Source organism: Flavobacterium yafengii (assembly GCF_030010375.1).
Classification (GTDB): domain Bacteria; phylum Bacteroidota; class Bacteroidia; order Flavobacteriales; family Flavobacteriaceae; genus Flavobacterium; species Flavobacterium yafengii.
In genome coordinates, this window is record NZ_JASCRY010000001.1 from 126,874 (window position 1) to 152,394 (window position 25,521).

Annotated in this window: 19 protein-coding genes and 1 tRNA gene; 10 read left to right on the forward strand and 10 right to left on the reverse strand. The window is 36.5% G+C overall.

All coding sequences use genetic code 11. The features are described 5' to 3' along the window. Position 1: 1 nt before the first annotated feature. From lptC to QLS97_RS00545, 3 genes are read right to left on the reverse strand one after another with little or no spacing between them, the layout of a single operon-like run. Entirely contained in the window at positions 2-556 is a 555-nt protein-coding gene (lptC, locus tag QLS97_RS00535; RefSeq protein ID WP_282713749.1) for an LPS export ABC transporter periplasmic protein LptC, read from the reverse strand. Between the two features lie 47 nt (positions 557-603). Next, a complete protein-coding gene (gene bamG / locus QLS97_RS00540; RefSeq protein ID WP_282713750.1) occupies positions 604-1,854 on the reverse strand; it encodes a BamG family beta-barrel-assembly machinery protein in 1,251 nt (416 codons plus the stop codon). Then, entirely contained in the window at positions 1,847-2,581 is a 735-nt protein-coding gene (locus QLS97_RS00545) for a type III pantothenate kinase (RefSeq protein WP_121340845.1), read from the reverse strand. The genes bamG and QLS97_RS00545 overlap by 8 nt, the downstream gene beginning before the upstream one ends. Positions 2,582-2,679: 98 nt before the next feature. Between QLS97_RS00545 and QLS97_RS00550 the strand changes: the two genes are divergently transcribed. The 7 genes from QLS97_RS00550 to QLS97_RS00580 all read left to right on the forward strand — a co-directional run bounded on the left by QLS97_RS00550 (position 2,680) and on the right by QLS97_RS00580 (position 10,982). Then, a tRNA-Phe gene (locus tag QLS97_RS00550) sits at positions 2,680-2,752 on the forward strand. 297 nt (positions 2,753-3,049) lie between these two features. Beyond that, positions 3,050-5,557 (forward strand): nitrite reductase large subunit NirB, encoded by a 2,508-nt coding sequence (nirB, locus tag QLS97_RS00555; protein WP_282713751.1) that lies wholly within the window; start codon positions 3,050-3,052, stop codon positions 5,555-5,557. A 116-nt stretch (positions 5,558-5,673) separates the two neighbouring features. Beyond that, on the forward strand, positions 5,674-6,051 hold the full coding sequence (gene nirD, locus QLS97_RS00560) for a nitrite reductase small subunit NirD (RefSeq protein WP_282713752.1): 378 nt from the start codon (positions 5,674-5,676) through the stop codon (positions 6,049-6,051). A gap of 29 nt (positions 6,052-6,080) precedes the next feature. After that, positions 6,081-6,668 carry a DUF4202 domain-containing protein gene (locus QLS97_RS00565; RefSeq protein WP_282713753.1) on the forward strand — a complete coding sequence of 196 codons (588 nt, stop codon included), beginning with the start codon at positions 6,081-6,083 and terminating at the stop codon, positions 6,666-6,668. Positions 6,669-6,680: 12 nt separating this feature from the next. Next, positions 6,681-8,489: a sensor histidine kinase gene (locus tag QLS97_RS00570; RefSeq protein ID WP_282713754.1), complete on the forward strand. Its 1,809-nt coding sequence runs from the start codon at positions 6,681-6,683 to the stop codon at positions 8,487-8,489. A 103-nt stretch (positions 8,490-8,592) separates the two neighbouring features. Continuing rightward, positions 8,593-9,252 (forward strand): response regulator, encoded by a 660-nt coding sequence (locus QLS97_RS00575; RefSeq protein ID WP_282713755.1) that lies wholly within the window; start codon positions 8,593-8,595, stop codon positions 9,250-9,252. A 248-nt stretch (positions 9,253-9,500) separates the two neighbouring features. Then, on the forward strand, positions 9,501-10,982 hold the full coding sequence (locus QLS97_RS00580; protein WP_282713756.1) for an MFS transporter: 1,482 nt from the start codon (positions 9,501-9,503) through the stop codon (positions 10,980-10,982). A 514-nt stretch (positions 10,983-11,496) separates the two neighbouring features. Here QLS97_RS00580 and QLS97_RS00585 read toward each other — a convergent pair. The 5 genes from QLS97_RS00585 to QLS97_RS00605 all read right to left on the reverse strand — a co-directional run bounded on the left by QLS97_RS00585 (position 11,497) and on the right by QLS97_RS00605 (position 17,167). Then, on the reverse strand, positions 11,497-12,303 hold the full coding sequence (locus tag QLS97_RS00585; RefSeq protein ID WP_282713757.1) for an ABC transporter ATP-binding protein: 807 nt from the start codon (positions 12,301-12,303) through the stop codon (positions 11,497-11,499). Between the two features lie 228 nt (positions 12,304-12,531). Further along, positions 12,532-13,419 carry a nitrate ABC transporter permease gene (gene ntrB / locus QLS97_RS00590; protein ID WP_282713758.1) on the reverse strand — a complete coding sequence of 296 codons (888 nt, stop codon included), beginning with the start codon at positions 13,417-13,419 and terminating at the stop codon, positions 12,532-12,534. 28 nt (positions 13,420-13,447) lie between these two features. Beyond that, positions 13,448-14,677, reverse strand: coding sequence for a CmpA/NrtA family ABC transporter substrate-binding protein (locus QLS97_RS00595; RefSeq protein WP_282713759.1), 1,230 nt, complete (start codon positions 14,675-14,677; stop codon positions 13,448-13,450). A gap of 26 nt (positions 14,678-14,703) precedes the next feature. Next, positions 14,704-16,155, reverse strand: a complete 1,452-nt coding sequence (locus QLS97_RS00600; protein WP_282713760.1) for an alginate export family protein — start codon at positions 16,153-16,155, stop codon at positions 14,704-14,706. 307 nt (positions 16,156-16,462) lie between these two features. Then, a complete protein-coding gene (locus QLS97_RS00605) occupies positions 16,463-17,167 on the reverse strand; it encodes a Crp/Fnr family transcriptional regulator (RefSeq protein ID WP_099713648.1) in 705 nt (234 codons plus the stop codon). A gap of 180 nt (positions 17,168-17,347) precedes the next feature. Between QLS97_RS00605 and QLS97_RS00610 the strand changes: the two genes are divergently transcribed. The 3 genes from QLS97_RS00610 (at position 17,348) to QLS97_RS00620 (ending at position 22,957) form a co-directional block, all read left to right on the forward strand. Further along, entirely contained in the window at positions 17,348-20,860 is a 3,513-nt protein-coding gene (locus tag QLS97_RS00610) for a nitrate reductase (RefSeq protein ID WP_282713761.1), read from the forward strand. Between the two features lie 76 nt (positions 20,861-20,936). Further along, complete coding sequence (locus QLS97_RS00615) at positions 20,937-22,376, forward strand: rubredoxin (RefSeq protein WP_282713762.1); 1,440 nt, start codon at positions 20,937-20,939, stop codon at positions 22,374-22,376. A gap of 32 nt (positions 22,377-22,408) precedes the next feature. Further along, complete coding sequence (locus QLS97_RS00620) at positions 22,409-22,957, forward strand: acyl-CoA thioesterase (protein WP_282713763.1); 549 nt, start codon at positions 22,409-22,411, stop codon at positions 22,955-22,957. A 117-nt stretch (positions 22,958-23,074) separates the two neighbouring features. Here QLS97_RS00620 and QLS97_RS00625 read toward each other — a convergent pair whose 3' ends face one another. Continuing rightward, positions 23,075-24,385: a M20/M25/M40 family metallo-hydrolase gene (locus tag QLS97_RS00625; RefSeq protein ID WP_282713764.1), complete on the reverse strand. Its 1,311-nt coding sequence runs from the start codon at positions 24,383-24,385 to the stop codon at positions 23,075-23,077. Between the two features lie 581 nt (positions 24,386-24,966). After that, a complete protein-coding gene (locus tag QLS97_RS00630) occupies positions 24,967-25,497 on the reverse strand; it encodes a transposase (protein WP_282713765.1) in 531 nt (176 codons plus the stop codon). Positions 25,498-25,521 lie beyond the last annotated feature (24 nt).

Consider the following 25,521-nt stretch of genomic DNA (forward strand, 5'->3'; position numbering starts at 1 on the left):
ATTAATCGGCGGATTCTATTTCGCCAGTTATTTTTTGAGAATTAATTACTTTGAAATCTTTACTAAAATCGATTCCTTGTCCATTTGAAGTTCCTTTTGGGTCTGATAATTTAAATTTTCTTTCCGTAAAGAACCATTCGTTTTTTTGATCAAAATACAATTGTTCGGTTTCTAAAGTCTGGCCATCTTCCGTGAAAATTTTTACTTTTCCTTGTAAATCAATAATGCTTGTGCCTTTGTACGAAATAGCATAATTGGATTTGATAAATGTTTTCTTCGCTTTTTTATCAAATAAAGTAACATCGATTCCTTTTGGAAATTCGGTGAAAGGAAAATCAACACTGGAATAATCCAACATTTTAGCACTTACAAGAATTGCAGTAATTCGCCCCGAATCAGTGTATTTCAAATTTACCAAATCAGCGTCACTATTTGGAATAAATTCCGAAAAATTAATCTTCTGAATTTCCTTAAAATTACTTTCGCAACCAAAAAATAGTGTCACAGCAAAAACTGTGACAACTAATTTAAGATACTGTTTTTTGACTAAAGCCATACGCTGAACTTGACCAAGATATTTGGTACTACTACCTATTCTTGTTATTAGTTGAATTTTCGTTTTTCAAACCATTTGTCATTAAGTGAAAAACTCACACTTAAGTTTGCATAGTTCTCCTGAACAAGATTTGCTTTTGTAGTTCCTTTTTTCCCTAATTCGAAACCAAAATTCACATTTGAGAAACTACCCGTTATAGGAAGTCCTAAACCAAAAGTAACTCCCATATCATTTATAGATTCAGAGTTGATAACCAATCCTGTTTTTTCATATTTAAGACCAGCTCTGTAAACAATTCTTTTTGTATAACTAGAAAACGAATTGTAATTAGGAATATAATACCCTCCTAAACTCACGCTGCCATATTTCCCATAACCTACATTAGCTGCATCATTGTATTCATTAGCCTGCCCCGAAGTTTTACCGTAAGAAATCTTACCGCCAACAAGCCATTTTTTAGCCTCTCCAATCCCTGCGCTTAACGATATTTTACTTGGCAATGTTATACTTGCTTCAGTTTTTACATCATCAAGAGCATCAACAACAGCCAAATCAAAATTTGAATTATAGATTACTGTCGAAATATTTCTAGTGTTTTTAGATGTTAAAGTACTTTCCAAAGAATAAGTCAAACTACTGAAAACAGATATTTTTTTGTAAATCTTGGTTTGATACATCATTCCAAGATTAAAATTCACTCCTGATAAATCTGCTGAATTCAATTCGCGTGTCCCAATAGGAACTCCAGTAATAAATTCTAGGTTATTGGTTTCAATTTTTCCAAAGTTATAATTCACATCGGCACCAATGTTAAAATTTGGAGCGATTTTATATCCAACACCAAAAAAAGCTTTATTCAAACCACCTGTACCATTAAAACGCTTGTTGTTTTCTGTGGCACTTTCTGAAATAGATTCAATTTTATACCCAACAGAAGAATATGGAATCAATCCAAAACCAAAACCAAACTTACCCAAAGGCAAACCAACTGCTAAATAATCCAAAGTAGTTCTTCTGGCATTAGCTGATTCAGTATTGTTTTTTAAAGTTGTAGTCCCGTAAGTTCCTCCTAAAGTAAACGTAGTTAATTTAAGATTTGCGTAACTGGCTGGATTTTGTAAGTTCATGTGTATACTATCCTGCTCAACAGCCACTCCTGCCATAGAGCGGTTTTCAAGCGTTCCTTTGAACCTTACATCCCCAATTCCGTAAAAAGAATATGGAGAAGATGTTCCTTCTTGAGCAAAAGACACTAATGATAAAAGCAAACATGCGCTTATTATAATTTTTTTAATCATTTTTGATTTTATATTGAAATGTTTGATTCAAACTCTCCAGAAGAAAATTTGAATTGGCAAATATGGTATTTTTTAATCGTTTAGCCAAAAAATCTGTGTCGCCACCCGTTAAAATTATTATAAAATTTGAATACCTTGCTTTATATTCATCGATAAAACCGTCAATCTCATAGACGAAACCGTTAACCACACCAGAATGAATCGATTCAGAAGTGGATGTTCCAATGAAATCTTTTGGACTTTCTAATGATAACAAAGGAAGTTTGGCCGTAAAATTATGCAAGGCTTCGTAGCGCAATCGCAATCCTGGCGCGATGGCTCCACCCAAATAATTATTTTCTTCATCAATAAAATCATACGTAACACACGTTCCTGCATCAATAACCAATCGATTCTGATTTGGAAACTGAAGCGTGGCTCCTGCTGCAAGAACCATTCGGTCAATTCCCAAAGTTTTAGGAGTCGCATAACGATTCAGGAACGGAAAAGGATCTTCATGGGATAGAAAATGCACATTCAATACATTGTTATAGGCTAAAAAAGACTGTTTTTCGACATCTCCAACAGACGAAACGATCAAATCAGTTATTTTTTCGAATTTTTTTAAAATATTTTCAATATTTTTTTGAAGTTCTATTTTAGAAAAAACAAAAATTTCAAAAAGGGTAGCATCCTCAAAGACAGCCGCTTTAATTCTGGTATTTCCAACATCGACAACTAAAATCATAATTTGGTTTTTGATGTTGCGAAGGTACGAATTGATTTTTTTTAAAAAATGTTTTGGATAAACTAAAAATCATTCTATATTTGCACCCGCAATAGCGAGGTACCTTAGCTCAGATGGTAGAGCAATGGACTGAAAATCCATGTGTCCCTGGTTCGATCCCTGGAGGTACCACAAAACCCGAATAGAAATATTCGGGTTTTTTGTTTTTAGACAATTCCCAACCAGGTACTCCTTTTAGCTACCAGCATTAAACATCTCCAACTCATTTCCCACAAAATATAACGCTTTTAAAATTCTGCCAAAAGCTGAAACCATTCCTAATGTTCTAATTATTTAAAAGAATAATAAGACAAAAACTCCCTCAATCTCCTTTTTTAAAATTACTTAGAATAAAAAAAATTTAAATTAAGTATTTAAATATAAGTATTAATACTTATATTTGCGTAATAATACTTAATTAATTAGATTATGATTAAAGTAATAGTAGTCGGAAACGGCATGGTAGGTTACAAATTTTGCGAAAAATTCATTGCGAAATCAGGACATGAAGAATACCAAATCACCGTATTTGGAGAAGAACCAAGACGCGCTTACGATAGAGTTCACCTAAGTGAATACTTTGCAGGTAAAAGCGCTGACGACTTATCATTATCAACATCAAATTGGTATGAAGAGAATAATATCATCCTAAACACCTCTGAATTAATTACTGATATTAATAGAGAACAAAAAACAATACATACCCATTTAGAAAAAACCCATACTTACGACTACTTAGTTTTAGCAACAGGTTCAGCCGCTTTTGTGCCACCTATTGAAGGAGTGGAAAAAGAAGGCGTTTTTGTATACAGAACCATTGAAGATCTGGATGCAATTATGGCTTACGCCAAAAAAATAAAACGAAATGGCGCTACCGAAGCTGCCGTTCTGGGTGGTGGATTATTAGGATTAGAAGCCGCTAAAGCAGTATACGACTTAGGATTAAATCCTCACGTAGTCGAATTTGCTCCTCGATTAATGCCTAGACAATTGGATAAAGGCGCCAGTGACATGCTACAATCAAAAATCGAAGAACTTAATATTAGCATTCATCTTAACAAATCAACACAATATATTGCTGGAGAGCATGCTATCACAGGAATGATGTTTGAAGGAGATGATTTACTTAAAGTAGACATGCTGGTAATTTCTGCAGGGATAAAACCACGAGATGAATTAGGAAGGGTTTCCGGACTGGAAGTGGGAGTACGAGGAGGAATTGTAGTAAACAACCAAATGCAATCTTCAGATCCATACATCTATGCGATAGGCGAAGTGGCACTTTACAATCATATGATTTATGGTCTTGTAGCCCCTGGATATGAAATGGCCGATGTTGCCGCTGAACAAATACTGAAAGGAGCAAAAACGATGAGAGACACCATCGACATGTCGACACAATTAAAATTAATTGGCGTTGAAGTGGCGAGTTTTGGAGATCCATTTATAGAAAATGAAGAAGTGACCGCCATTGTTTACGAAAATAAATTAAGCGGAATTTATAAAAGAATCAATGTTACTAAAGATTCCAAAACCTTATTGGGCGGAATTTTAGTAGGCGATTCCAGTGATTACAATGCATTATTCCAAATTTACAGCAATGCCATGCCGTTACCTAAAAACCCGGAAGATTTGATTCTTGGTTCGAGAGGTGGCGAAGCAGCTTCTTTTGGAAGTGCAATGGATTTACCGGATACTGCCGTAATCTGCTCTTGCGAAAATGTGACGAAAGGCGCTATTTGCTGCTCTATCGTTGATGAAACTTGCGCTACTTTTGGAGATGTAGTAAAACACACTAAAGCAACAACGGGTTGTGGCGGATGCAAACCAATGGTTGTTGATCTTGTAAAAGCAACTCAAAAATCATTAGGAAAAGAAGTCAAAGATGTGATTTGCGAACATTTTGCATACAACAGACAAGAATTATACGACATTATAAAAATCAACAAATTTACCAGTCACGACGAAGTCTTAGGCGTTGTAGGAAAAGGAGATGGATGTGAGGTTTGCAAACCCCTTATCTCTTCCATATTTTCCAGTATTTATAATGACACTGCTAACAAACACGTTACTGCACAAGATTCAAATGATAGATTCTTGGCAAATATTCAACGCAACGGAACCTATTCAGTAGTACCAAGAATTGCAGGTGGAGAAATAACTGCCGACAAACTTATCGTTATCGGTGAAGTGGCCAAAGAATACAATTTGTACACCAAAATTACCGGAGGGCAACGGATCGATTTATTTGGGGCGCAACTCAATGATTTACCTAAAATTTGGAAAATTCTAATTGACAATGGTTTTGAAAGCGGTCACGCGTACGGAAAATCACTGCGTACTGTAAAAAGCTGTGTGGGTAACGCTTGGTGTCGCTACGGAATGGATGAAAGTGCCGGTTTTGCTATCGAATTAGAGAACAGATACAAAGGACTTCGCTCTCCTCATAAAATAAAAGGAGGCGTTTCTGCTTGTATTCGCGAATGCGCCGAAGCAAGAGGAAAAGATTTCGGATTAATCGCAGTTGAAGGTGGCTGGAACTTATACATCTGCGGTAACGGTGGTGCAAATCCTAAACATGCCGTATTATTGGCCGAACAAATTGACAGAGAGACTTGTATCAAATACTTAGATCGTTTCTTGATGTTTTACATCCGTACAGCGGGTCCATTAGTGCGAACTTCTACTTGGCTGGAAAAACTGGAAGGCGGATTAGATTATCTAAAAGAAGTAGTAATCAATGACAGCCTAGGAATTGTAGAAGCATTAGAAACCGAAATGCAAGGCTTGGTAGATACTTTCGAATGCGAATGGAAACAAGCCATTGAGGATCCTGAAATGATGAAACGTTTTAGCCATTTCACTAATTCTGATGAAGCGGACGACAACATTGCTTTTGTTTCTCTTAGAGATCAAAAAATGCCAAAACCTTGGTAATCTGACATTTTAAAATAAAACGACTACTACATAATACACAACTAATTAACTGTTTTTAGCCTTTGATTCCTCTCCTTTGGAGAGGGGGCCAAGGTGAAAATTAAAAGATTATTCAAATGGAAAACATTCTAAATCAATACGAAACCGTAAACTCAGACGAAGTAAAAGTATGGTTCAAGGCAGGGAAAATAGCTGATTTTCCCAGCAATGGCGGTGGTTGTATTAAATACAAAAACAAACAAATCGCTATTATAAAATTCGACAGAAGAAACGAATGGTACGCCTGCCAAAACTTATGTCCCCACAAAATGGAAATGGTACTTTCCAGAGGAATGATTGGTTCCGCTGATGATATTCCTAAAATTGCCTGTCCAATGCACAAGAAAACATTTTCTCTTGTCGATGGATCAAATTTGAATGGAGATGATTTAAAAATTGCCACTTATCCGGTAAAAATTGTTGAAAATGAGGTCTTCGTAGGCTTTTTGGAATAATTATGTATCTTTGATTTTTAACTTTTCAAATGACGACAACTCCATTCCAAAACGCCAGCGCTTGGATTGATGCAGAAAATGCACAAGATCCAAATCACGAAATCTACCAATCTGTTTCTCATCCAAAGGAGCTATTGTATTCTAACCGAATGTACGAAAGGCTTATGGATTTTTATCCAAATGCATCCGAAACCGTTCAGATTGCATCCAAGGCACAACACATTTGCCGATGGAAAGTAGCCAGAGAATCCTACCCAATGGACCGTGTGGGGTATTTGAAATGGCGCGAAGATTTGAAAAAATTCCACGCTAAAACTACGGCAGCAATTTTAGAAAAAGCTGGATATTCCGAAGAATTTATTGCACGGGTTTCTTTTTTAATCGAAAAAAAATTACTCAAAAAAGATACCGAAACGCAACTCCTCGAAGACGTAATTTGCCTGGTATTTCTAGAATATTATTTAGACGCATTTGTGCACAAACACGACAGGGAAAAACTGAAAAATATCATTCTGAAAACTTGGAATAAAATGTCTGAAAAAGGACATCAGGAAGCACTAAAAATCAACTTCAGCACTACAAACTTTCAATTGATAAAAGAGGCTCTAGGATTGTAATTCGATTTCTTTATGAAAAACAAAGCTGCAACATCCATAGATACCGTTTCATTCAAAAATTTAAGGCGACTGTATTTATTCGCCTTATTGACGATTGCAATAACAGTACTATTGAGCCAGCTTTTGATACAATACAACCTAAACAGTCAGCGAAGCGATTCTCGAATAATCAACATTTCCGGAAAACAAAGAATGTTGAGTCAGAAATTGACAAAGGAGATTTTGATTCTGAATTTTGTAACGGATACTTCCAAAAGCAAGCAGGAAATTATCCGAATCAATGAAATAATCTCACTCTGGAAATTCAACCATAATGCGTTGGAAAAAGGAAATGACAGTCTTGGTTTCCCAAAAGAAAAAAGCCCCGCACTCACTAAATTATTTGTAGCTATCAAACCCAATTTTGATACTATACTTAATGCTGCAACCCGACTTTTAGAAAACAAAAAATCACACACAAAAGAACAGGAGAATCAAAAAGTAGTTCAAACCATTCTTGAAAACGAAAGTATTTTCCTTTCGAAAATGAATGAAATTGTTGGTGAATATGATAAACAAGCCCTTGAAAAAGTAACGTTGCAAAGCAAAACAGAATATGCAATTTTACTGTTTACACTCTTGGTTTTGCTATTGGAATTCATTTTTATTTTCAAACCAACCAACAAAAAAGTAGAGACACTTATTTTTAAACTTTTGTTCTCCGAAAAAAAGGCTTTAAAACTCGCCCACGATACTGAAATCATAAGTGAAATAAAAGAAAACTCAGTCAAAGAATTGAAATCACTCAATTATGCGATGGAAAACACCTTGCTCTATTGTCGCGTTTCACCCGATGGAAAACTGATACACATTGGAGAAAAATTCTCTAAACTACTGCAATACAATCCCTTTATTTCTGACAAAACGTTCTCTCAAGTCGTAACTCCAATAGAGAAAGAACAAATCGGTATTGACCGGATTATTGCTGAAAAACAGCGAAGTGGCTGGCAAGGGGAAATCAACATTACCAATAGAAATGGGGAATCGATTTGGCTGGACTTATCAATGGTTCCCGTAACCATAAAAAAAGAAGAATCCGAATTATTGATTATCTGTTTTGATATTACCGAACGTAAAAAAGCAGAACAGGAAGTCGAGCGATTGAACACTGAAAATGTAACAGACAAAATCAATCAGCAGAAGGTTATTTCGAGTAAAATTGTCGAAAATCAGGAAAATGAACAAAACAGAATTGCACGAGAAATCCACGACGGAATTGGGCAAATGCTCACCGGATTAAAATTCAGTTTGGAAAGCATTAATTTGGACGACAAAGAAAAAGCAGCGCAGAAAATTGAGTACCTCAAAAAACTGTCTTTAGACATTATAAAAGGTGTTCGCACCGCCACATTCAACCTAATGCCACCGGAATTAAGCGACCACGGGATAAACTCTGCGCTTGCAAAACTCACTCAAGAATTATCAAAACTGACGGGAAAGAATATTCTTTTTTACAACAAGACTAATTTTGATAAACGTCTGGATTCTTTAATTGAAATAAATATTTACAGACTTACTCAGGAAGCCATAAACAATGCAATTAAGTATGCCGATTCTTCTCATATTATCGTACAACTTTCGCATAGTAATTCTATTTTGAGCATTACAATAGACGATAACGGAAAAGGTTTTGACATTGAAACGGCAGAAAAGAAGCGAAACAGCGAGTCTGGGATGGGATTGCTTTTTATGAAAGAAAGAATACAATATATTAATGGTCGTGTTTTCTTTAACTCCATTCCTGGTGAAGGAACCCGAATCACCTTCAACATTCCTATTTAAAAGATAAATTTTAGAATTTGGACTTTATTTTTAAGAATTACGTATCTTAGCCTTCCTTTTAGGTTTTTATACGTAAAAATTAGATTTTAAAATTAAGTAAATTATGAGTAATACTATTCGAGTTGTATTGGCAGATGACCATGTATTTGTGAGAGACGGAATTAAATCATTATTGGAAAACGAAGCAAATATAGAAGTTGTCGGCGAAGCGACCGACGGTCTCGAAGCATTGAAAATAGTAGAAAGCTGCAAACCTGATTTATTAATTTTAGACATTCGTATGCCTAATATGACAGGAATTGAAGTTGTCGAAAAACTACGAAGTCAAAACAATTTGGTAAAAATTGTTATGCTGTCCATGCATGAATCAGAGGAATACGTATTAAAATCAATCAAAGCTGGAGCCGACGGATACTTACTAAAAGGATCCAGCAAGGAAGAATTCCTTAAGGCATTACAGACTATTGCTAATGGTGGAAAGTATTTCAGTGGGGACATTTCATCCATATTAATTGGACAACTGAACAACTCCACTTCTATTCAGGAATCAAAACAAATGCCCGACGAAGAGCAGTTGATTACAAAAAGAGAACGAGAAATTCTTAAACTTTTATTGTCAGGTAAAGGAAACAAAGAAATTGCCGAAGCTTTAGATATCAGCAAAAGAACTGCCGAAGTGCATCGTTTTAATTTGATGAAAAAATTAAAAGTCAAAAATTTAATGGAACTTTCCAATAAAGCCAACGAGTATTCCTTGATATAAGTACAATTACAAAAACACTTGTTTTTTAAGAATACGTATGCTATTTTCTTTATTTGTTGTTTAAAACAATCCAAACTCCATATTTAAAAAGAACGACTTTTTTGATGATTTCATAATATATAGATTCAATTATGGCTATTTAGAAATAAATGCATTGAATTTTAAAATATTCATATAAATACGTATTTTTACGTATAATTTATTTAAATTAAGTAATAGTACTTATATTTGTAAAAAATATAGGTACGATGAAAACTTCAAACTCTTTATCCCAATCGCATAAAATTTTGTTTTTAAATACACTGGCATTCACGATATGTTTTGCTTGTTGGACTTTAAATGGTGTTTTGGTCACTTTCTTGGTAGACAACGGTATCTTCAAGTGGAGCGTTGTACAAGTGGGATGGCTTCTGGGAATTCCGATTCTTACGGGTTCCATTATGCGATTACCAATTGGTATTTTGACTGATAAATTTGGAGGAAAATATGTCTTCTCCATACTACTCCTTCTCTGCTCTATTCCCTTATTTCTACTGCCATTAGCGGATAGTTTTTTTATGTTTGCCCTTTTAAGCTTTTTGTTTGGTATGGTAGGAACAAGCTTTGCCGTTGGTATTGGCTATACTTCTATTTGGTATCCAAAAGAATGGCAAGGTAGAGCATTGGGGATTTTCGGAATAGGAAATGCAGGAGCCGCCATAACTACTTTTTTGGCACCTTCATTATTGAATCATTTTTCAATTGAAGATCCGCAAAATGGTTGGAAATTATTGCCTGTTATATATGGTTTTGCTTTAGTCGTTATTGGGATATTTTTCTTAATTTTTGCTAAAAACAAAAAAATAGAGAACCACACCAAAACTGTTTCTCAAATGCTGCAATCCTTAAAAAGTGTGCGTGTTTGGCGATTTGGAGCCTATTACTTCTTGGTTTTTGGATGTTTCGTTGCCTATTCACAATGGTTGTTGCCTAACTTCATGAATGTATACCAAACGAGTCTTGTCATGGGCGGATTATTCGCCACCATGTTCAGCTTGCCGTCTGGGGTGATTCGCGCTTTTGGAGGCTATTTATCAGATAAATTTGGTGCTCGAAAAGTGATGTATTGGGTATTGGGTTCCTCCGTAATCCTAAGCGCGTTGTTGATGATTCCAAAAATGGATATTACCACAACGGGACCTGGAGTTTTGGCCACCAAAAAAGGAACAATCACAATGATTTCTGACTCGAAGGTGAAAATTGGCGATACTGACTTTGCCATTGCTCAAAAGACAATACAACCGCAGCAAAGTTCTATTTTTCCGGTTCGAACATCATGGCAACAAGTTATTGTGAGTCAGAATCAAGATGTAAAGAAAAAGGAATTGATTGCTAAAGGAATTACCCACATTCGTTTTGATGCCAATATGTGGGTGTACTTAGTCTTGGTGATTCTGATTGGTATTTCCTGGGGAATTGGCAAAGCTGCCGTTTACAAACACATTCCTGAATATTTCCCGACAGAAGTTGGCGTTGTAGGTGGAATGGTAGGAATGATTGGTGGATTAGGTGGTTTTTTTGGACCAATTATCTTCAGTTATTTATTGACAGCCACCGGCATTTGGTCCAGCTCTTGGATATTCATCTTGCTTTTTTCAGCTATTTGTTTGATTTGGATGCACTATACAGTAACGAAAATCATGAACGAAAAACAACCTACGCTATCCCGAGAAATGGAACGTAAAAAATAAAAATATACTTTTTTGAATGGGTTATTTGGGTTAAAGAAATTGTTATTCACACACTAATTCCCTATTATACAGTAGAGACGCACTGCAGTGCGTCTCTACATTTCGATTCCTCTAGAAAGTTTTTACTTCATACACAGATATAAGACTAATTTTCCTATTACGGTTTTATGTCTTGTGTAGAAGCTAAAAAAAGTATTCAACCGCAAATTCACAGATTTTAAGTTTGTGGGTTTGCGGTTTTTGTGTTTTAAAAGAATGTGAGAAATCAACGATGAATTTGCTGATTAGCGGTCATTTTTTAATTGCATTTGTGATGTATTTTAGATTAATTAAAATACTTACGAACCAAAAAAACCAATTAACCTATTTATCATATCGACAGTAGAGACGCACTGCAGTGCGTCTCTACAGTGCGTCTCTATAATGTTGCATAAATTAAACACATACACAACAACAAAATCCCTGTAACGTCAAAACATCACAGGGATTCTTACCATAAACAAATTAAATAAAACTAACTTTTATACACCATACCCATATCTTCGATGGAGAATTTATCCGTTAAAAGGTGTAATAATTTATCTCTTAGCTCAATATATTCGGGTAGTTTTACGATTTCGATTTTGTTTCTGGGTCTTGGCAAATGCACTTCTACGATTTCCCTGATGGTGGAAGCCGGACCGTTATTCAGTACTACAATTCGATCGGATAAAAACAAGGCTTCTTCAATATCGTGCGTAATCATAACGATGGTTTTCTCTCGGTTGTTTAAATTCCATAATTTCAACACTTCTAGTTGCATCGAACCTTTGGTTAAGGCATCCAAAGCGCCAAAGGGTTCATCTAATAGCAACACGCCCGGATTGATGGCAAAGGCTCTGGCAATGGCGACTCTTTGTTTCATTCCGCCCGATAATTGTCCCGGTAATTTATCTTTATGCTCATATAAATTAACCATTTTTAGGTTTTTTTCTACGATTTCCAGTTTCTCTTTTTTGGAGCAATCCATAACGGAATCTACCGCTTGAAAAATGTTTTGTTCAACGGTCATCCAAGGCAAAAGCGAATAATTTTGGAATACGATTCCGCGATCCGGTCCCGGTCCTTTTATTTTTTTATTATCTAATACTACTGTCCCTCCTGTTGGCGTAAGCATTCCTCCTATCGCATTCATAATAGTCGATTTTCCACAACCGGAATGTCCAATGATGGAGATGATTTCCCCTTTTTTGATGGACAGATTAATATCTCTTACGGCTACATATTTTCCTTTTGGTGTTGGAAACGAAATTTCCAAATCTTTGATTTCTAAATAACTCATGATTTCTTTATTTAATGATTTAAAGATTGGCTCTAAAAATCGATGTTATTTTATAGTGAATTCTTTGTTTATCGGGTTTGCGTGAGTGATGGCAGTGGAGCTCTTTTTTGAGCCGATTTTTTTCGGCTTAAAAAAAGCGGGAACGTACAGCACGTCCCAAAGTTGCGAGGCGACAGACGAAGCAATCTGAAGGGGCACGCCCAAAAGAAAAACTTCATGATTTTAAAACTACGCTTTGTAAGCTACTTTATTTTCGATAAAAGTGAAGATTCTGTCAAAAAGCAATCCTACAATCCCGATGATAATAATGGCCGAAATTACTTTTTCGAGACTTAGCGCATTCCAGCTGTCCCATACAAAAAACCCGATTCCTGCGCCACCGGACAACATTTCGCCCGCTACAATTACCAACCAAGCGACGCTGATACTCAATCGCAATCCGGTAATGATGTGTGGCAAACTGTACGGAATTAAGATTTTAGTCAAGTATCTCATCTTGGAAAAACCAAAAGCTTTGGCCACATTTTTATGATCTTGCGGAATCGACGCCACTCCAAAAGAAGTGTTTATCAGCGTGGACCATAATGACGTGATGAATACGATAAATATGGTTGCCATTCCGGTATCTTTGAAAACGACCAAGCCAATTGGAAACCAAGCCAGCGGTGAAACCGGCTTGAGCAATTGTACGATTGGATAAAAAATTTGTTTGCAAATAGTGCTTGCTCCCATTAAAATCCCGATTGGAATGGCGATTAAAGAACCCAGCAAAAATCCGGAAAGTACTGTTTTGATAGAGCTAAACAATTGCAATCCAATTCCTTTGTCATTTGGCCCGTAATCATAGAACGGATCGCTTAACATCTCTTTTAAAACGGTCAAAGTAGCCACTGGTCCCGGAAGCGCGTCTTGAGTAAAATAACTCAATACGCTCCAAAAACCTCCAAAAATAACCAAACCAATTCCGGCAAAAAAGCCTGATTTAGATTTTTCAAGTAGTGCATTTACGGCTAATTTGAGTTTATAATTTTCTGCTGCGACACTTTTTTTGCTTTCTGTCGCCACATTGATGGATGAATCTAATGCATCAATAGTTAGTGTGTTTTTATCAGACATGGTTCTAAAATTTAGTTTAATAATTCATTTATCTTTTTACAACTTTCAAATAAGCCGCAGGATTTGCAGGGTCAAAAACCGTTTTGTCCATTGTAAGTGCAAATGGTTTCATATCATCATTTGGCACTTTAATTTTCATGCTTGCCGCTACTTCTTTATACAAATCATCCAAAATCAATTTATCTGCAATTGCTGCATAATTTGGTGCTTCTTTCAAATATCCGAATCTAACAAACTGTGCCATCGCCCATATTGCGTGTGATTTACGGGGAAAGTTCACCATTCCTCCTTTGTGAAACAACATATAATCTTTGGCATATACTTGTGTTCCTTGGTTGCAACCCAAATCATAATTTCCCATCAATCTGTTTTCGATTACATCAGCCGGAGCGTTCACGTATGGCGCTCTACCGATAATCGCCGCTGCTTTTTTACGATTTACAGGATTGTCTAACCAAATGCAGGCTTCCATAACGGCTTTCATTACTTTCACTAAATCGGCTTTGCGTTTGGCACTGAAATCCTTGTTTACTACCAAAGCTTTTTCCGGGTGATCTTTCCAAATATCCTGAGAAGCCACTTGTGTAAATCCAATTCCTTGTTTTACTGCAACGCCGCCCCAAGGTTCACCTACACAAAATCCATCCATATTACCCACTTTCATATTGGCAACCATTTGAGGCGGTGGAATTGTAATGATTTTTACTGCTTTTTGATTCAAACCAGCAATTGACATCCAGTTGCGCAACCATAAATCGTGTGTTCCTCCAGGAAATGTCATCGCAAAAGTCACTTCTTTTTCGGCTTTTAATTTGGCCGCAACAACCGGAGTCACTTTATTCATTTGCTTGAATCCCACTTTTCCACAAAAATCTTTTGAAAGTGTAATCGCTTGTCCGTTTACATTCAACATCATTGCAATTTTCATTTCGGAACCTGCTTTTCCACCTACTCCGGTGTATACTGAAAAGGGCATGGAATACAAACAATGTGCTCCGTCTAATTCTCCTGTCAGGATTTTGTCACGAACATTTGCCCAAGACGATTCTTTGGTTACCACAACCTCAACACCGTACTTCTTGAACAAACCCAATTCTTTTGCCATAACTATTGGCGAGCAATCCGTAAGTGGAATAAATCCTAATCGCACCGGATCATTTTGGGCGGTTATTGTTGTAAAAGCAGAGCTGAATACTACCAAAACCATCAATAGTATGGTTTGGAAAGTCCTTGTTATTTGTTGATTTGATTTTTTCATTTTAAAAAGATTTAAAAGTTGTTTTTTTATTTTTTAGCTAAAAAATTAGGTTTAACATTGACCATCACATACGCAAATTGCGGACTTAAATCTGGTGTTGTAACATTTTTAACCGCTGCAGAAGCCATAGAATTTGTCGCTTTCATGATAGAATAACCTGCTTCAATATTGATCATTTTGGTTAAATTGTATTTCACTAACAAATCCACTTCGGTTCCTAAATAAGAACTTAATTCTCCTCCGGCTCCGTTAGATAATTTATCCGCAGCTTGAAAACCATGAACATCTAAAAAGAGACTCAAATTATCTTTTACATTGTATTTCACTTTGAAGAAATAGTTTAGCAATCCTTGTTTTCCAAAGCCATTCGCCGCATAGAAATAATCCATGCTTCCCCAGAATTTATGTGGTGTTCCGTAAAGCGGATCAAAACGATTATTATCTGACGTCGCCGTTACTGTTTTTGTACCATCATCACCCGATAAATAATCGATTCCGGGACCTACAAATAATTTTCTTCCCACTTGTAAAGTTGAAGTAATCGAAGCCAGATTGGCACTTATAGAACGACCATCTTTGTCCTTTCCACCCTGATGGTAGAGACTTCCCGTAAGATTCAGTTTTCTGGTAATGGCGGAATTAAAATAAAATCCGGTTGTATTGCGGCTCCAAACTCCTTCTCCATATACTTTGGTAGTTACCGCCGGAGCTCCTGAAGTTACAGTAGTGTATTTATTGAAATCATCTTTAAAAAACAGAAAAGACAGGTCTCCAAAGAAGAATTTTCGACCTAAATACGCATACTGAAACGATTTATACATCGTTCCAATTCCGTTTGTACCGGCACCATAAGCAGGATTTGTCCCGTTATAAATGGTGCTTGTGTTTAGTTCTTTATTTTGGTTAAAAGCAGCTCCAACATCGGCAATCCAACCTTTATTTGCAAACTTAAAAACAACCGCATCGTGTCTTCTTCCTTGTTGCAACCAGTCTAAACCGCCCAATACTTTTTGGTCATCATACGAGATCTCCTGGCGTCCAAACTTTACGGATAGATTTTGGATTTTACTAATCGTATCATTCAACATAATCTCTCCCCAAGCTTCATGCAATAAAATTCCGTTATTCGCTTCAGTAGTTGTTCTGTTTATCGTTGAAGCATCTTGACCCCAAACGCGTACGTCTTGCAAAGCCATAAATACTTTAAAACGATACCCAGTATAACCTATATTTAATCTCGCTCTTTGAGAAGTAAACAAACCTGCTTTGTCATCTTCTTTCTGTAACGCTCCCTGTCCTGCTCTAAGTTCTGTTCTTTCTCTTACTTGTCCTGTTGCTGTTAATTGCGCTTTGGTTTCGTTATAACTTAAAAATGTTAAAGCAATGCCTAAGAAAATAGATTTCGAAAGAGTTCTACTTGACATTTTTTCTTTGCTTAATCCTTGAATACGTAATGATGTGGTTTTAATCTTTTGCATAATCATCTGTTTTAATTAGTATGAAACAAATTTACGTAAGTATAAATACTTACGTATAATATAAAAAACAGCTGTAAATAGCTTTTTAATACCAGAAAAAAAGTAGTTATGTCAGTTTAATTTCTGCCTTTTAGCAGTAAATAGCAACAAACACAGCAATAGCTTGAGGTTAGCTGAATTGAATACGTAGAAAAGGAAGTGTAAACTTCTGGGATTTTCTGGAGAGGCATTTTGATAATTGACTTTTAAAGACTTTCGATGTCAATTAAATGGGAAATGAGTGGTGAATCTAATCCGAAATTGAGCACTAAAGGTATTTGTGTTCTTTTATTTCAGATTTTAATTTGTCGGTATTGACCAATCCTATTTTCTTACCGATGGTTGTAATAAGGACTTCTTTCTTTAAACTTGAAATCACTCTAATTACCTGCTCATCAGTAGTTCCTGCAAAATCGGCAATTTCTTTTCTGGATAAATCCAAATCGATAACACCGTTCAACTGACCGAATTTTTTATGAATATACAATAAGGTATCAATGACTCTTTCCCTTACGTTCATTTGGGCAATTTTTCGAATGTTATTCTCGCTTTTATTCAATTCTTCTGCGTAGAACAACATTAAATCAAAGGTAAATTCGGGAACATTATGAAGTATTTCCAGCATATCTTCATTACTGAAATTACACAACATCGTATCTTCTAAAGCATACGCACCAATGTGGTAGCGCTTGCTCGTACCGAAGCCTCTAAAACCAACTGTATCGCCATCTTTGGTCAAACGCACAATTTGTTCTCTGCCGTGAATGCCTGTTTTTACAGTCTTTACTTTTCCTTTGTAAATAAAATACAAACCTTGAATAGGCGCCCCTTCAATTATAAATTGTTGCGATTTTTTACAAGTGAAACTTCGATTTTTATCAATGTACTTTTTCATTTGTTCTAAATGAAGGTGCTTTTTTATAAAACAATTTTCATTTACGCAACTGGTACAAGTGGCTAATTCTTCTTTCATACGTAGCTAAAATTTAAAAATCGTTTACAAAATGATGGGATGCATTCATTTATTTTAACCAAAAATATAAAATAATATTCATTTAATACGTATTAATACGTAAAAATACTTATTTTTACATTTCAATATCTTAGTTAGCGCTCAAATACAGGCTTTCATTATTAATAAAGAAATTCGATAATGCAAAATTCAGAAATCAAAACTACGTGTTCCTATTGTGGAGTAGGATGCGGAATTATAGTAACCAATGATTCTAAAAATGGAGTAACGGTAACTGGCGACAAAAACCATCCTGTCAATAAAGGAATGTTATGTTCCAAAGGGATGAACCTGCATTATGTAGTCAATGATACTTCTGACCGAATCCTATATCCGGAAATGCGATGGAGTAAATCACATCCTATGGAACGTGTGAGCTGGGATACTGCATTGGAACGTGCAGCGGCAGTTTTTACCTCCATCATAAAAAAACACGGTCCTGACAGCGTTGGATTTTATATTTCTGGACAATGCCTTACCGAAGAATATTATTTGGTAAACAAGCTCGTAAAAGGATTTCTGAAGACCAATAATATAGACACCAACTCTCGCTTGTGCATGAGCTCGGCTGTGGTGGGTTACAAAAAAACATTTGGCGAAGATGCGGTTCCCATCGCTTACGACGATATTGAACTCGCCGATACCTTTTTGATAACAGGTGCCAATCCTGCTTGGTGTCACCCAATTCTTTTTAGACGTATCGAACAACACAAAGAAAAGAATCCAAAAGTAAAAATCATTGTAATTGACCCCCGAAAAACAGATTCGGCCTTAAACGCCGATTTGCATTTACAAATCATTCCGGGGACTGACATTATTTTATACCATGCTTTGGCCAAAAGGCTCATCGAACAAGGATATGCCGACACTGATTTCATCAAAAACCACACTGAAAATTTCAAACTATATAAAGATTTAGTTCTTGCAAGCTCGCTAGAGAAAGCATCAAAACTCTGTGGAATACCCGTAAACGACATCAAACTAGCTGCTGATATTATTGGCAAAGCCAAAGGATTTCTTTCGCTTTGGGCGATGGGACTCAACCAAAGTGCCATTGGCGTAGACAAAAACACCGCTTTACTCAACCTTTCTTTACTAACCGGACAAGTAGGAAAACCAGGCTCTGGTCCTTTTTCATTGACGGGCCAACCCAATGCTATGGGCGGTCGTGAAGTGGGCGGAATGGCAAATTTACTCGCAGTTCATAAAGAATTGAACAATCCCGTTCACCGAAAAGAAGTTGCTGATTTTTGGGGAGTGGAAGACATCTCCGAAAAACCGGGATTAACGGCAACAGAAATGTTTGACGCCTTAGAATCTGGAAAAATGAAAGCGATTTGGGTTATTTGCACCAATCCGTTGGTGAGTTTACCCGATTCCCGACGCGTCGAAAAAGCATTGTCGAACGCAAAATTTGTGGTAGTTCAAGAGATTTCCCATAATGCCGATACGTCAAAATTTGCCGATTTATTATTACCCGCTGCTGGCTGGTTAGAAAAAGAAGGTACGATGACAAATTCGGAAAGACGAATTTCCTATTTACCAAAAGGCATCAATGCTCCTGGCGAAGCACTTCCCGATGTGGAAATCCTAACTCGCTTTGCTAAAAAAATGAATTTTAGCGGGTTTAATTTCAACACCACCGAAGACATTTACAAGGAATATTGCCTGATGACAAAAAACACCAGCATTGACATTTCCTTTTTAAATTACAATCGATTAAAAAACGAAGGTACTTTTCAATGGCCGGTTCCCGATTATGGACATCCCGGAACGCCTCGTTTATTTACCGATAAAAAATTCTATACGCCTTCGCAAAAAGCGATTTTTAATCTGCCGACAGCGATTGAGAACACCTCGGAACAACCCAGTAATCAATTTCCGTTTATTTTAACAACGGGACGCATTCGAGACCAATGGCATACGATGACCAAAACGGGAAAAGTATCCCGATTGATGACGCATATCCCAAGTCCGATGCTGGAAATAAATCCTATTGACGCCTACAAAGCAGCCATAAAAAGCGGCGATATTGTGGTGGTAACTAGTAAAAATGGCACTGTTCGCGTGAAAGCAAAAGTATCTGATTCGATTAGAGAAGGCGTACTTTTCTTGCCGATGCACTGGGGAAAACAACTGGAAAATGATTTGAACAGAACCAATAATTTGACCAACACCGTTGTTGATCCAACCTCTAAAGAACCCGATTTTAAGTTCACCACCGTTTCTGTTGCCAAATATGTAAAACCTTTTGAGAAAATCGCAGTCGTTGGTGCTGGAGCAGCCGCTTTCCGATTCATTCAGAACTACAGAGAAATCAACACTTCTGATGAGATTATCGTGTTTTCAAATGAAGAAAATCCTTTCTATAACCGCGTTTTATTGCCGGAATATGTAACGGCGGAACTTTCGTGGGAGCAGCTTTTGAAAATCAAAGACGAAGCCCTGAGCAAGCTAAATATCACGATGAAATCAAATGTTTCAATTGATACCATCAACACTAAAGAAAATACAATTCTTGATAGTGATGGCATCGTTCATACTTTTGATTCCTTGATTTTGGCAACCGGAAGCCGACCTTTTATTCCTGAAAATGCGCAATTGCACTTACCGGGACGCTTCACCATCAGAAAAAAAGAAGATGCAGACCGATTGAAAAACTATCTGGATGACACTAATTTACCTCCCGAAGAGCAACATGTTGTTATTGTAGGCGGTGGATTATTAGGATTGGAATTGGCTGCAGCCTTAAAACATAAAAAAGTAAAAATTACCATAATTCAAAGGGCTTCCCGATTAATGGAACGTCAATTAGACCGAATCTCCAGTAAATTGCTGGCCGAAGAAGTACAGCTTCGGGACATTCAAATTTATTTTGATAATGAAGTCAGCACGGTATTCGAAACCGAAAATTCGAACGAAATTGAAATTGCCCTGAAAAGTGGTCGAATTATTACGGCAAATGCCATCGTATACACCATTGGAACCATTCCAAATATAGAATTAGCCAAAGAATCGGGTATTTCCTGCGGGCGTGGCGTAAGAGTAAACCAGTATTTGCAATCGTCGAATCCAAATATTTTTGCCATTGGCGAAATAGCCGAATTCAACAATCAGTTATTCGGCATCACCTCAGCGGCTGAAGAACAAGCAGATGTTTTGGCAAATTTTATGGCCGGCGACATCAGCAGTTTTTATAAAGGTTCCGTTTTAATGAATATCCTGAAACTCGAAGACATCAACCTATGCAGCATTGGAGAAATTGAAATTCCAGAGAATGATGATTCCTACGAAGAAATTGTGTTTTCTGATTTGGGAAAAAGATACTATAAAAAATGTATCGTCAAAAATGATTTGCTGGTAGGCGCCATTTTGATGGGCGATAAAAATGAGTTTGCCGAATTCAAAACCATGATTGAAAGCAAGATCGAACTATCGGACAAGAGAAATACATTGCTGAGAGGAAGTTCGAATGCGAAACCCGTTTTAGGAAAACTAGTGTGCTCTTGCAGCCAAGTGGGAAGCGGCAATATTGAAGAAGCCATAAAAAGCGGCGTGACTAATTTTACCGAATTATGCAAAACTACCGGCGCCGGACTAGGTTGTGGAAGCTGTAAAACCGAAGTAAAAGAAATTTTAGCAAAAAATAAATAATAGTGGTCAGTGATCGGTGGTCAGTTTACAGTCAGTAACTGAACACTAATTACTGAATACTGAACACTAAATAAACATGGAATTGACAAGACTAATAGTAAAAGGAGGCGTGATTTCACCAGGTGAATTGCGAGAAATTGTAAATATGGGTTTAGAACAAGGGCTGGATTCCATCTCCTTTGGTTCGCGACAGGACATTATATTTCCAAAAGATTTTACGGCGGTAGACAAGGAAAAAGTAGGCAAAAATCTTTTTGTTCATCCCAATGAAAAAAGCGGAAATAACATTGTTTCGTCCTATGTTTCCACCGATATTTTTAGAAACACACCTTGGCTTACGGGAAATAAATTTTTATATATTTTAGAACAATTCAAGCAACATCCTAAGCTAAAAGTTAATATCACCGACCCAAAACAACAGTTGGTTCCTTTGTTTACGGGACACATCAACTTCATTGCTTCGGATCACGAGGATTACTGGTTTCTATACATTCGTTTGCCAAAATGGGACAAAATGGAAATGTATCCCGTACTGATTTACAGCTGGAATATTGCTGAAATATATTATGAAATAGAAAAGAAACTTATTGAAGAACCGGATTCTGTTGAGATGATTTTTCAATTGGTCAGCGATGCTTTGGACACCAATAATAGAACCATAGACAAGCCCTTGAACATTCCTTTTTATCCTTTTCCGTATTACGAAGGCATGAACCGATTGGGAATTGATCAATATTGGCTGGGTTTGTATTGGAGAAATAACCTCTATGATTTAGACTTTTTAGCAGCAATGTGCGATTTGTGTTTTGATTGTAAAATTGGAAAAATATGCATCACGCCTTGGAAATCTTTTATCATAAAAGGGATTCCAAAAGACCGAAAATTAGACTGGGAAAAATTCCTGGGCAAAAAAGGAATTAACGTGCGTCACTCCTTATTGGAACTCAACTGGCATTTACCCGTTGCAATGGAATGGGCATTGAATCTCAAAACTTTTCTGGTTCGAACGCTGGATCAATTTGACATCAGTACGTACGGACTTACTTTTGGAATATCAGAATACAACCGAGACGGACATTATTTCACTTCGATTGTAGTAGAAAAAAATGAGTTGCCAAAAGACTTGGAATCCATCAAAATCAGAGACACCTATAATGTTTTGTATGCCAAAAATTTTGACCCCAATACCAAAGAATACATTGTTCATGCGCAAGATGTCGACAAACTGGAATTGCCTACTATTTTGATTGAATTGAGCAGAAAATATTTTGATGAATTAGGAAATCAAATTGCCGAAGTACCTGCAAAAGCAACTAAAAAAGAGACAACAACACAAGACATTCATCAATGTCCGGAGTGCTTGACTTTATACAATTCAGAATACGGCGATGTTATTCAAGGCATTGAAAAAGGAGTTTTATTCAAAGATTTACCGGAGGATTACTGCTGTTCTTTATGTGAATCTCCAAAAATAAACTTTGTCGTATTAGCCGGAGAAAAACTGGGCACTTTATAAAAAGCCATTTGTAAAAATAAATAACGCATCAAATGAACACCACTTTCAAAACGGTAAGTTCCTCACACATCACCATTTCAGAATTAATGCTGCCTTCGCACACTAATTTTAGTGGTAAAATTCACGGAGGTTACATTTTATCCTTACTCGATCAAATTGCTTTTGCCTGTGCTTCCAGATTTTCAGGGAATTATTGCGTAACGGCTTCTGTGGATACGGTGAATTTCTTGAAACCTATTGAAGTGGGCGAATTGGTAACCATGAAAGCCAGCGTAAATTACGTGGGAACGAGTTCTATGATTATTGGCATTCGTGTGGAAGCCGAAAACATTCAAACCGGAGTCGTAAAACATTGCAATTCGTCTTATTTTACGATGGTTTCCAAAGACAAAGAAGGGAAAAATGCTCCCGTTCCAGGATTAATTTTAACCACTCTAAAAGAAGTGAGTCGGTTTCAAAACTGCGTGAAACAAATCGCTTTGAAAAAAGAAAGAGAATACCAAAGAAGCATTGCGACTTTTGGATCTATTGAAACTATTTTGAGTTTAAATCAGTATAATGTTAAGGTGGAATTGCAGTAAATTCCACAAATTATAAAACACAAAAATGGGTACTTATTCTACAATCTGATTGTAAAATAATTACCCATTACTACTATATAGACTTTACTTATCAAGAAAGAAAGCCGAAGAACTATGCTACTTTCTACTCAAAGCACTGCTGTCCACTCTTGATGGCGTATCTTTTCCGTTTACGATAGTAGCAGAACTGATGGCAATGGCTTTAATGATTTGTGTCATATTCACCATATCAAGAGTTTCTATTTCATCACTTACTTTGTGGTAATTCGGTTCGCTGTCCATTTTAGACGTCGATATCGTATGTGCAGGAACGCCCAGTTTTGCCAGAGTCGCATTATCGGAACGATAGAATAATTGTTGTTCAGGATAAGGATCAGGATAAAACTTAAACGCTGATCCTTGTAAGTTTTTCTGAAGTATTTCTCCCATACTTGATTTTTCAAAACCAGTAATATAAGCCGAGTTTTTACCCCATTTCGATTCCGTTCCAATCATTTCCAAGTTAAACATAGCCATAACTTGATCTGGGTCTAATTGTTTCGAAAAATATTGCGCACCGTAACCGCCTATTTCTTCTGCTACAAATGTGGTAAACAATATCGTACGCTCATTGTTATTTAGTTTTTTAAAATACTTAGCCAGCATGATTACGGCTGTAGTTCCAGCAGCATCATCATTGGCACCATTATAAATAGAATCGGTAGCATCGTGCTCCACTCCTTCTGCAGGGGAACCAACACCTAAATGATCATAATGTCCGGAAAACACAACATATTCATTGGGTTTGCTTTTGCCTTTCAAAACGCCTACTACATTATTTAATGCATTTTTTGTAATTGTATTGGTGCCTTCTATTGAAAATTGAGTCGCATCAGTTGGACCAAAAACAAACACCACCGAATTTCCTCCAGGACTAGCAGTCATTTGCGGAATGTGTCTCATATTTGGGATTCGGGGTTTAAAAGAAGCATCCACAAGAACCAAAAGGTTTTTATCACTCTGGTAATATTCGTAAAACTTTGGGCCAAATTTATCTCCGGCATTTATTTTTACAACCTGAACATCACTTTTTTCAGTCATGGTAAGTTGCGGTTGGTAGGAAAAAGAAACCACATCCGCTTTATCTATCGCTTTACCATCAATCAGCACCTTTAGGGAAACATTTTTAGACTCCGTCATAGAAAATTCCTGCTTGAAATCTTTCGCTCCGTTAAATGTTTGCAGTCCTATTTTCTTAAATTCAGATTCAATATAAGAGGAAGCCTTATCGATACCCGGAGTAAACGCTCTTCGGCCTTGCATATCATCCGCCGAAAGCACTTTCTCTATTTTGGTAACGTCTTTTGTATTGATAATTTTATTGATGTTCTGGGCCTGCAACATACAAGTTGAACAAAGTACAACGGCACTTAAAACAATTTTTTTCATAAAGTATAGCTTTTAATAACAATAGGTTCTACAGTAAGAGTGCAGTATTGAAATTGTGTTACAGTAAAACTACTAAAAAGGTTTGGACCTATTTACAATTTGGAGCAGAATGATTGCCTTTTCAAGAACGAAACCTCCCGCTGTGCGCTGTATCTCTCCACTGCGTTACGAGGATGCCGCTACCATCAGGGCTAGGAATAATGAACTATTTTCATAATACCATTTCAATAGAAACCACACGAAAGGATTCGTGCGGTAGGGGAGAGATTTCGCAGAGCAATCCCTAATTTTAATTATCTTTTCGGTTTTTATGGAACACTTCATGGAGCGGGTTCATTGTAAATTACCAAATCGACCCAAGTACAAAACTTACTTCTCAACGCTACTGCACGAAATGAAATTCGACGAAGTCAATCCTTTCGTGTGGTTCGTTGTCATTAAATAGTAAACATTCTAAAAACAACTACCCCGCTACCGCACGAATCCTTTCATATGGTTCGTTGAAAATTGCCAAATCAACTCAAAGACAAAACTTACTTCTCAACGCTACCGCACGAATCCTTTCGTGTGGTTCGTTATCATTAAATAGTAAACATTCTAAAAACAACTACATCATCAATTAACCCTTTTTGACCTGAATAATCAATAGCACTACTGTATACATAATCTTCTGCTTTATAAACTAAGCCTCCTTCTACAGGGTTATTGTGTACATAATCTATCTTTTGTTGAATAACGGCATTGCTCCACAACTCAATAGGTTGATTATCATGACGCCAAAATTGATAGTGTTTTACATTTGAACTTTTTTCAGCTTCTTTTTTAAAAAAATCCAATAAGAATTCTTTTCTGCTCTCTCTTGGATTTTCTTGTATACTTTTTACAATTGATTGACTGGTAAACCGTTTTAAATCACCAATCAATAATTCAGGCTTCTGATCCTTTATACTTCTAAAAACTAAATGAACATGATTACTCATAATACACCAAGCATGAATTTCTAACCCTTTATTTTTTTGACAAAATGCTACACTTTCAAGAAATAAATCTTTGTACTCATTACGAGTAAATACATCTAACCAACCTACCACTGCAAAACTTATAAAGTACAAACCCTCTGGATTATGACCCGAGAC

Excerpts from the sequence above, each read along its gene's own strand:
- QLS97_RS00570 (WP_282713754.1), top strand. The coding sequence starts at position 6,681 with ATGAAAAACAAAGCTGCAACATCCATAGATACCGTTTCATTCAAAAAT.
- lptC (WP_282713749.1), bottom strand. The coding sequence starts at position 556 with ATGGCTTTAGTCAAAAAACAGTATCTTAAATTAGTTGTCACAGTTTTT.
- QLS97_RS00625 (WP_282713764.1), bottom strand. The coding sequence starts at position 24,385 with ATGAAAAAAATTGTTTTAAGTGCCGTTGTACTTTGTTCAACTTGTATG.
- QLS97_RS00580 (WP_282713756.1), top strand. The coding sequence starts at position 9,501 with ATGAAAACTTCAAACTCTTTATCCCAATCGCATAAAATTTTGTTTTTA.
- QLS97_RS00620 (WP_282713763.1), top strand. The coding sequence starts at position 22,409 with ATGAACACCACTTTCAAAACGGTAAGTTCCTCACACATCACCATTTCA.
- ntrB (WP_282713758.1), bottom strand. The coding sequence starts at position 13,419 with ATGTCTGATAAAAACACACTAACTATTGATGCATTAGATTCATCCATC.
- QLS97_RS00585 (WP_282713757.1), bottom strand. The coding sequence starts at position 12,303 with ATGAGTTATTTAGAAATCAAAGATTTGGAAATTTCGTTTCCAACACCA.
- QLS97_RS00595 (WP_282713759.1), bottom strand. The coding sequence starts at position 14,677 with ATGAAAAAATCAAATCAACAAATAACAAGGACTTTCCAAACCATACTA.
- QLS97_RS00565 (WP_282713753.1), top strand. The coding sequence starts at position 6,081 with ATGACGACAACTCCATTCCAAAACGCCAGCGCTTGGATTGATGCAGAA.
- QLS97_RS00575 (WP_282713755.1), top strand. The coding sequence starts at position 8,593 with ATGAGTAATACTATTCGAGTTGTATTGGCAGATGACCATGTATTTGTG.
- QLS97_RS00605 (WP_099713648.1), bottom strand. The coding sequence starts at position 17,167 with ATGAAAGAAGAATTAGCCACTTGTACCAGTTGCGTAAATGAAAATTGT.
- bamG (WP_282713750.1), bottom strand. The coding sequence starts at position 1,854 with ATGATTAAAAAAATTATAATAAGCGCATGTTTGCTTTTATCATTAGTG.
- nirB (WP_282713751.1), top strand. The coding sequence starts at position 3,050 with ATGATTAAAGTAATAGTAGTCGGAAACGGCATGGTAGGTTACAAATTT.
- QLS97_RS00545 (WP_121340845.1), bottom strand. The coding sequence starts at position 2,581 with ATGATTTTAGTTGTCGATGTTGGAAATACCAGAATTAAAGCGGCTGTC.
- QLS97_RS00610 (WP_282713761.1), top strand. The coding sequence starts at position 17,348 with ATGCAAAATTCAGAAATCAAAACTACGTGTTCCTATTGTGGAGTAGGA.
- QLS97_RS00600 (WP_282713760.1), bottom strand. The coding sequence starts at position 16,155 with ATGCAAAAGATTAAAACCACATCATTACGTATTCAAGGATTAAGCAAA.
- QLS97_RS00615 (WP_282713762.1), top strand. The coding sequence starts at position 20,937 with ATGGAATTGACAAGACTAATAGTAAAAGGAGGCGTGATTTCACCAGGT.
- nirD (WP_282713752.1), top strand. The coding sequence starts at position 5,674 with ATGGAAAACATTCTAAATCAATACGAAACCGTAAACTCAGACGAAGTA.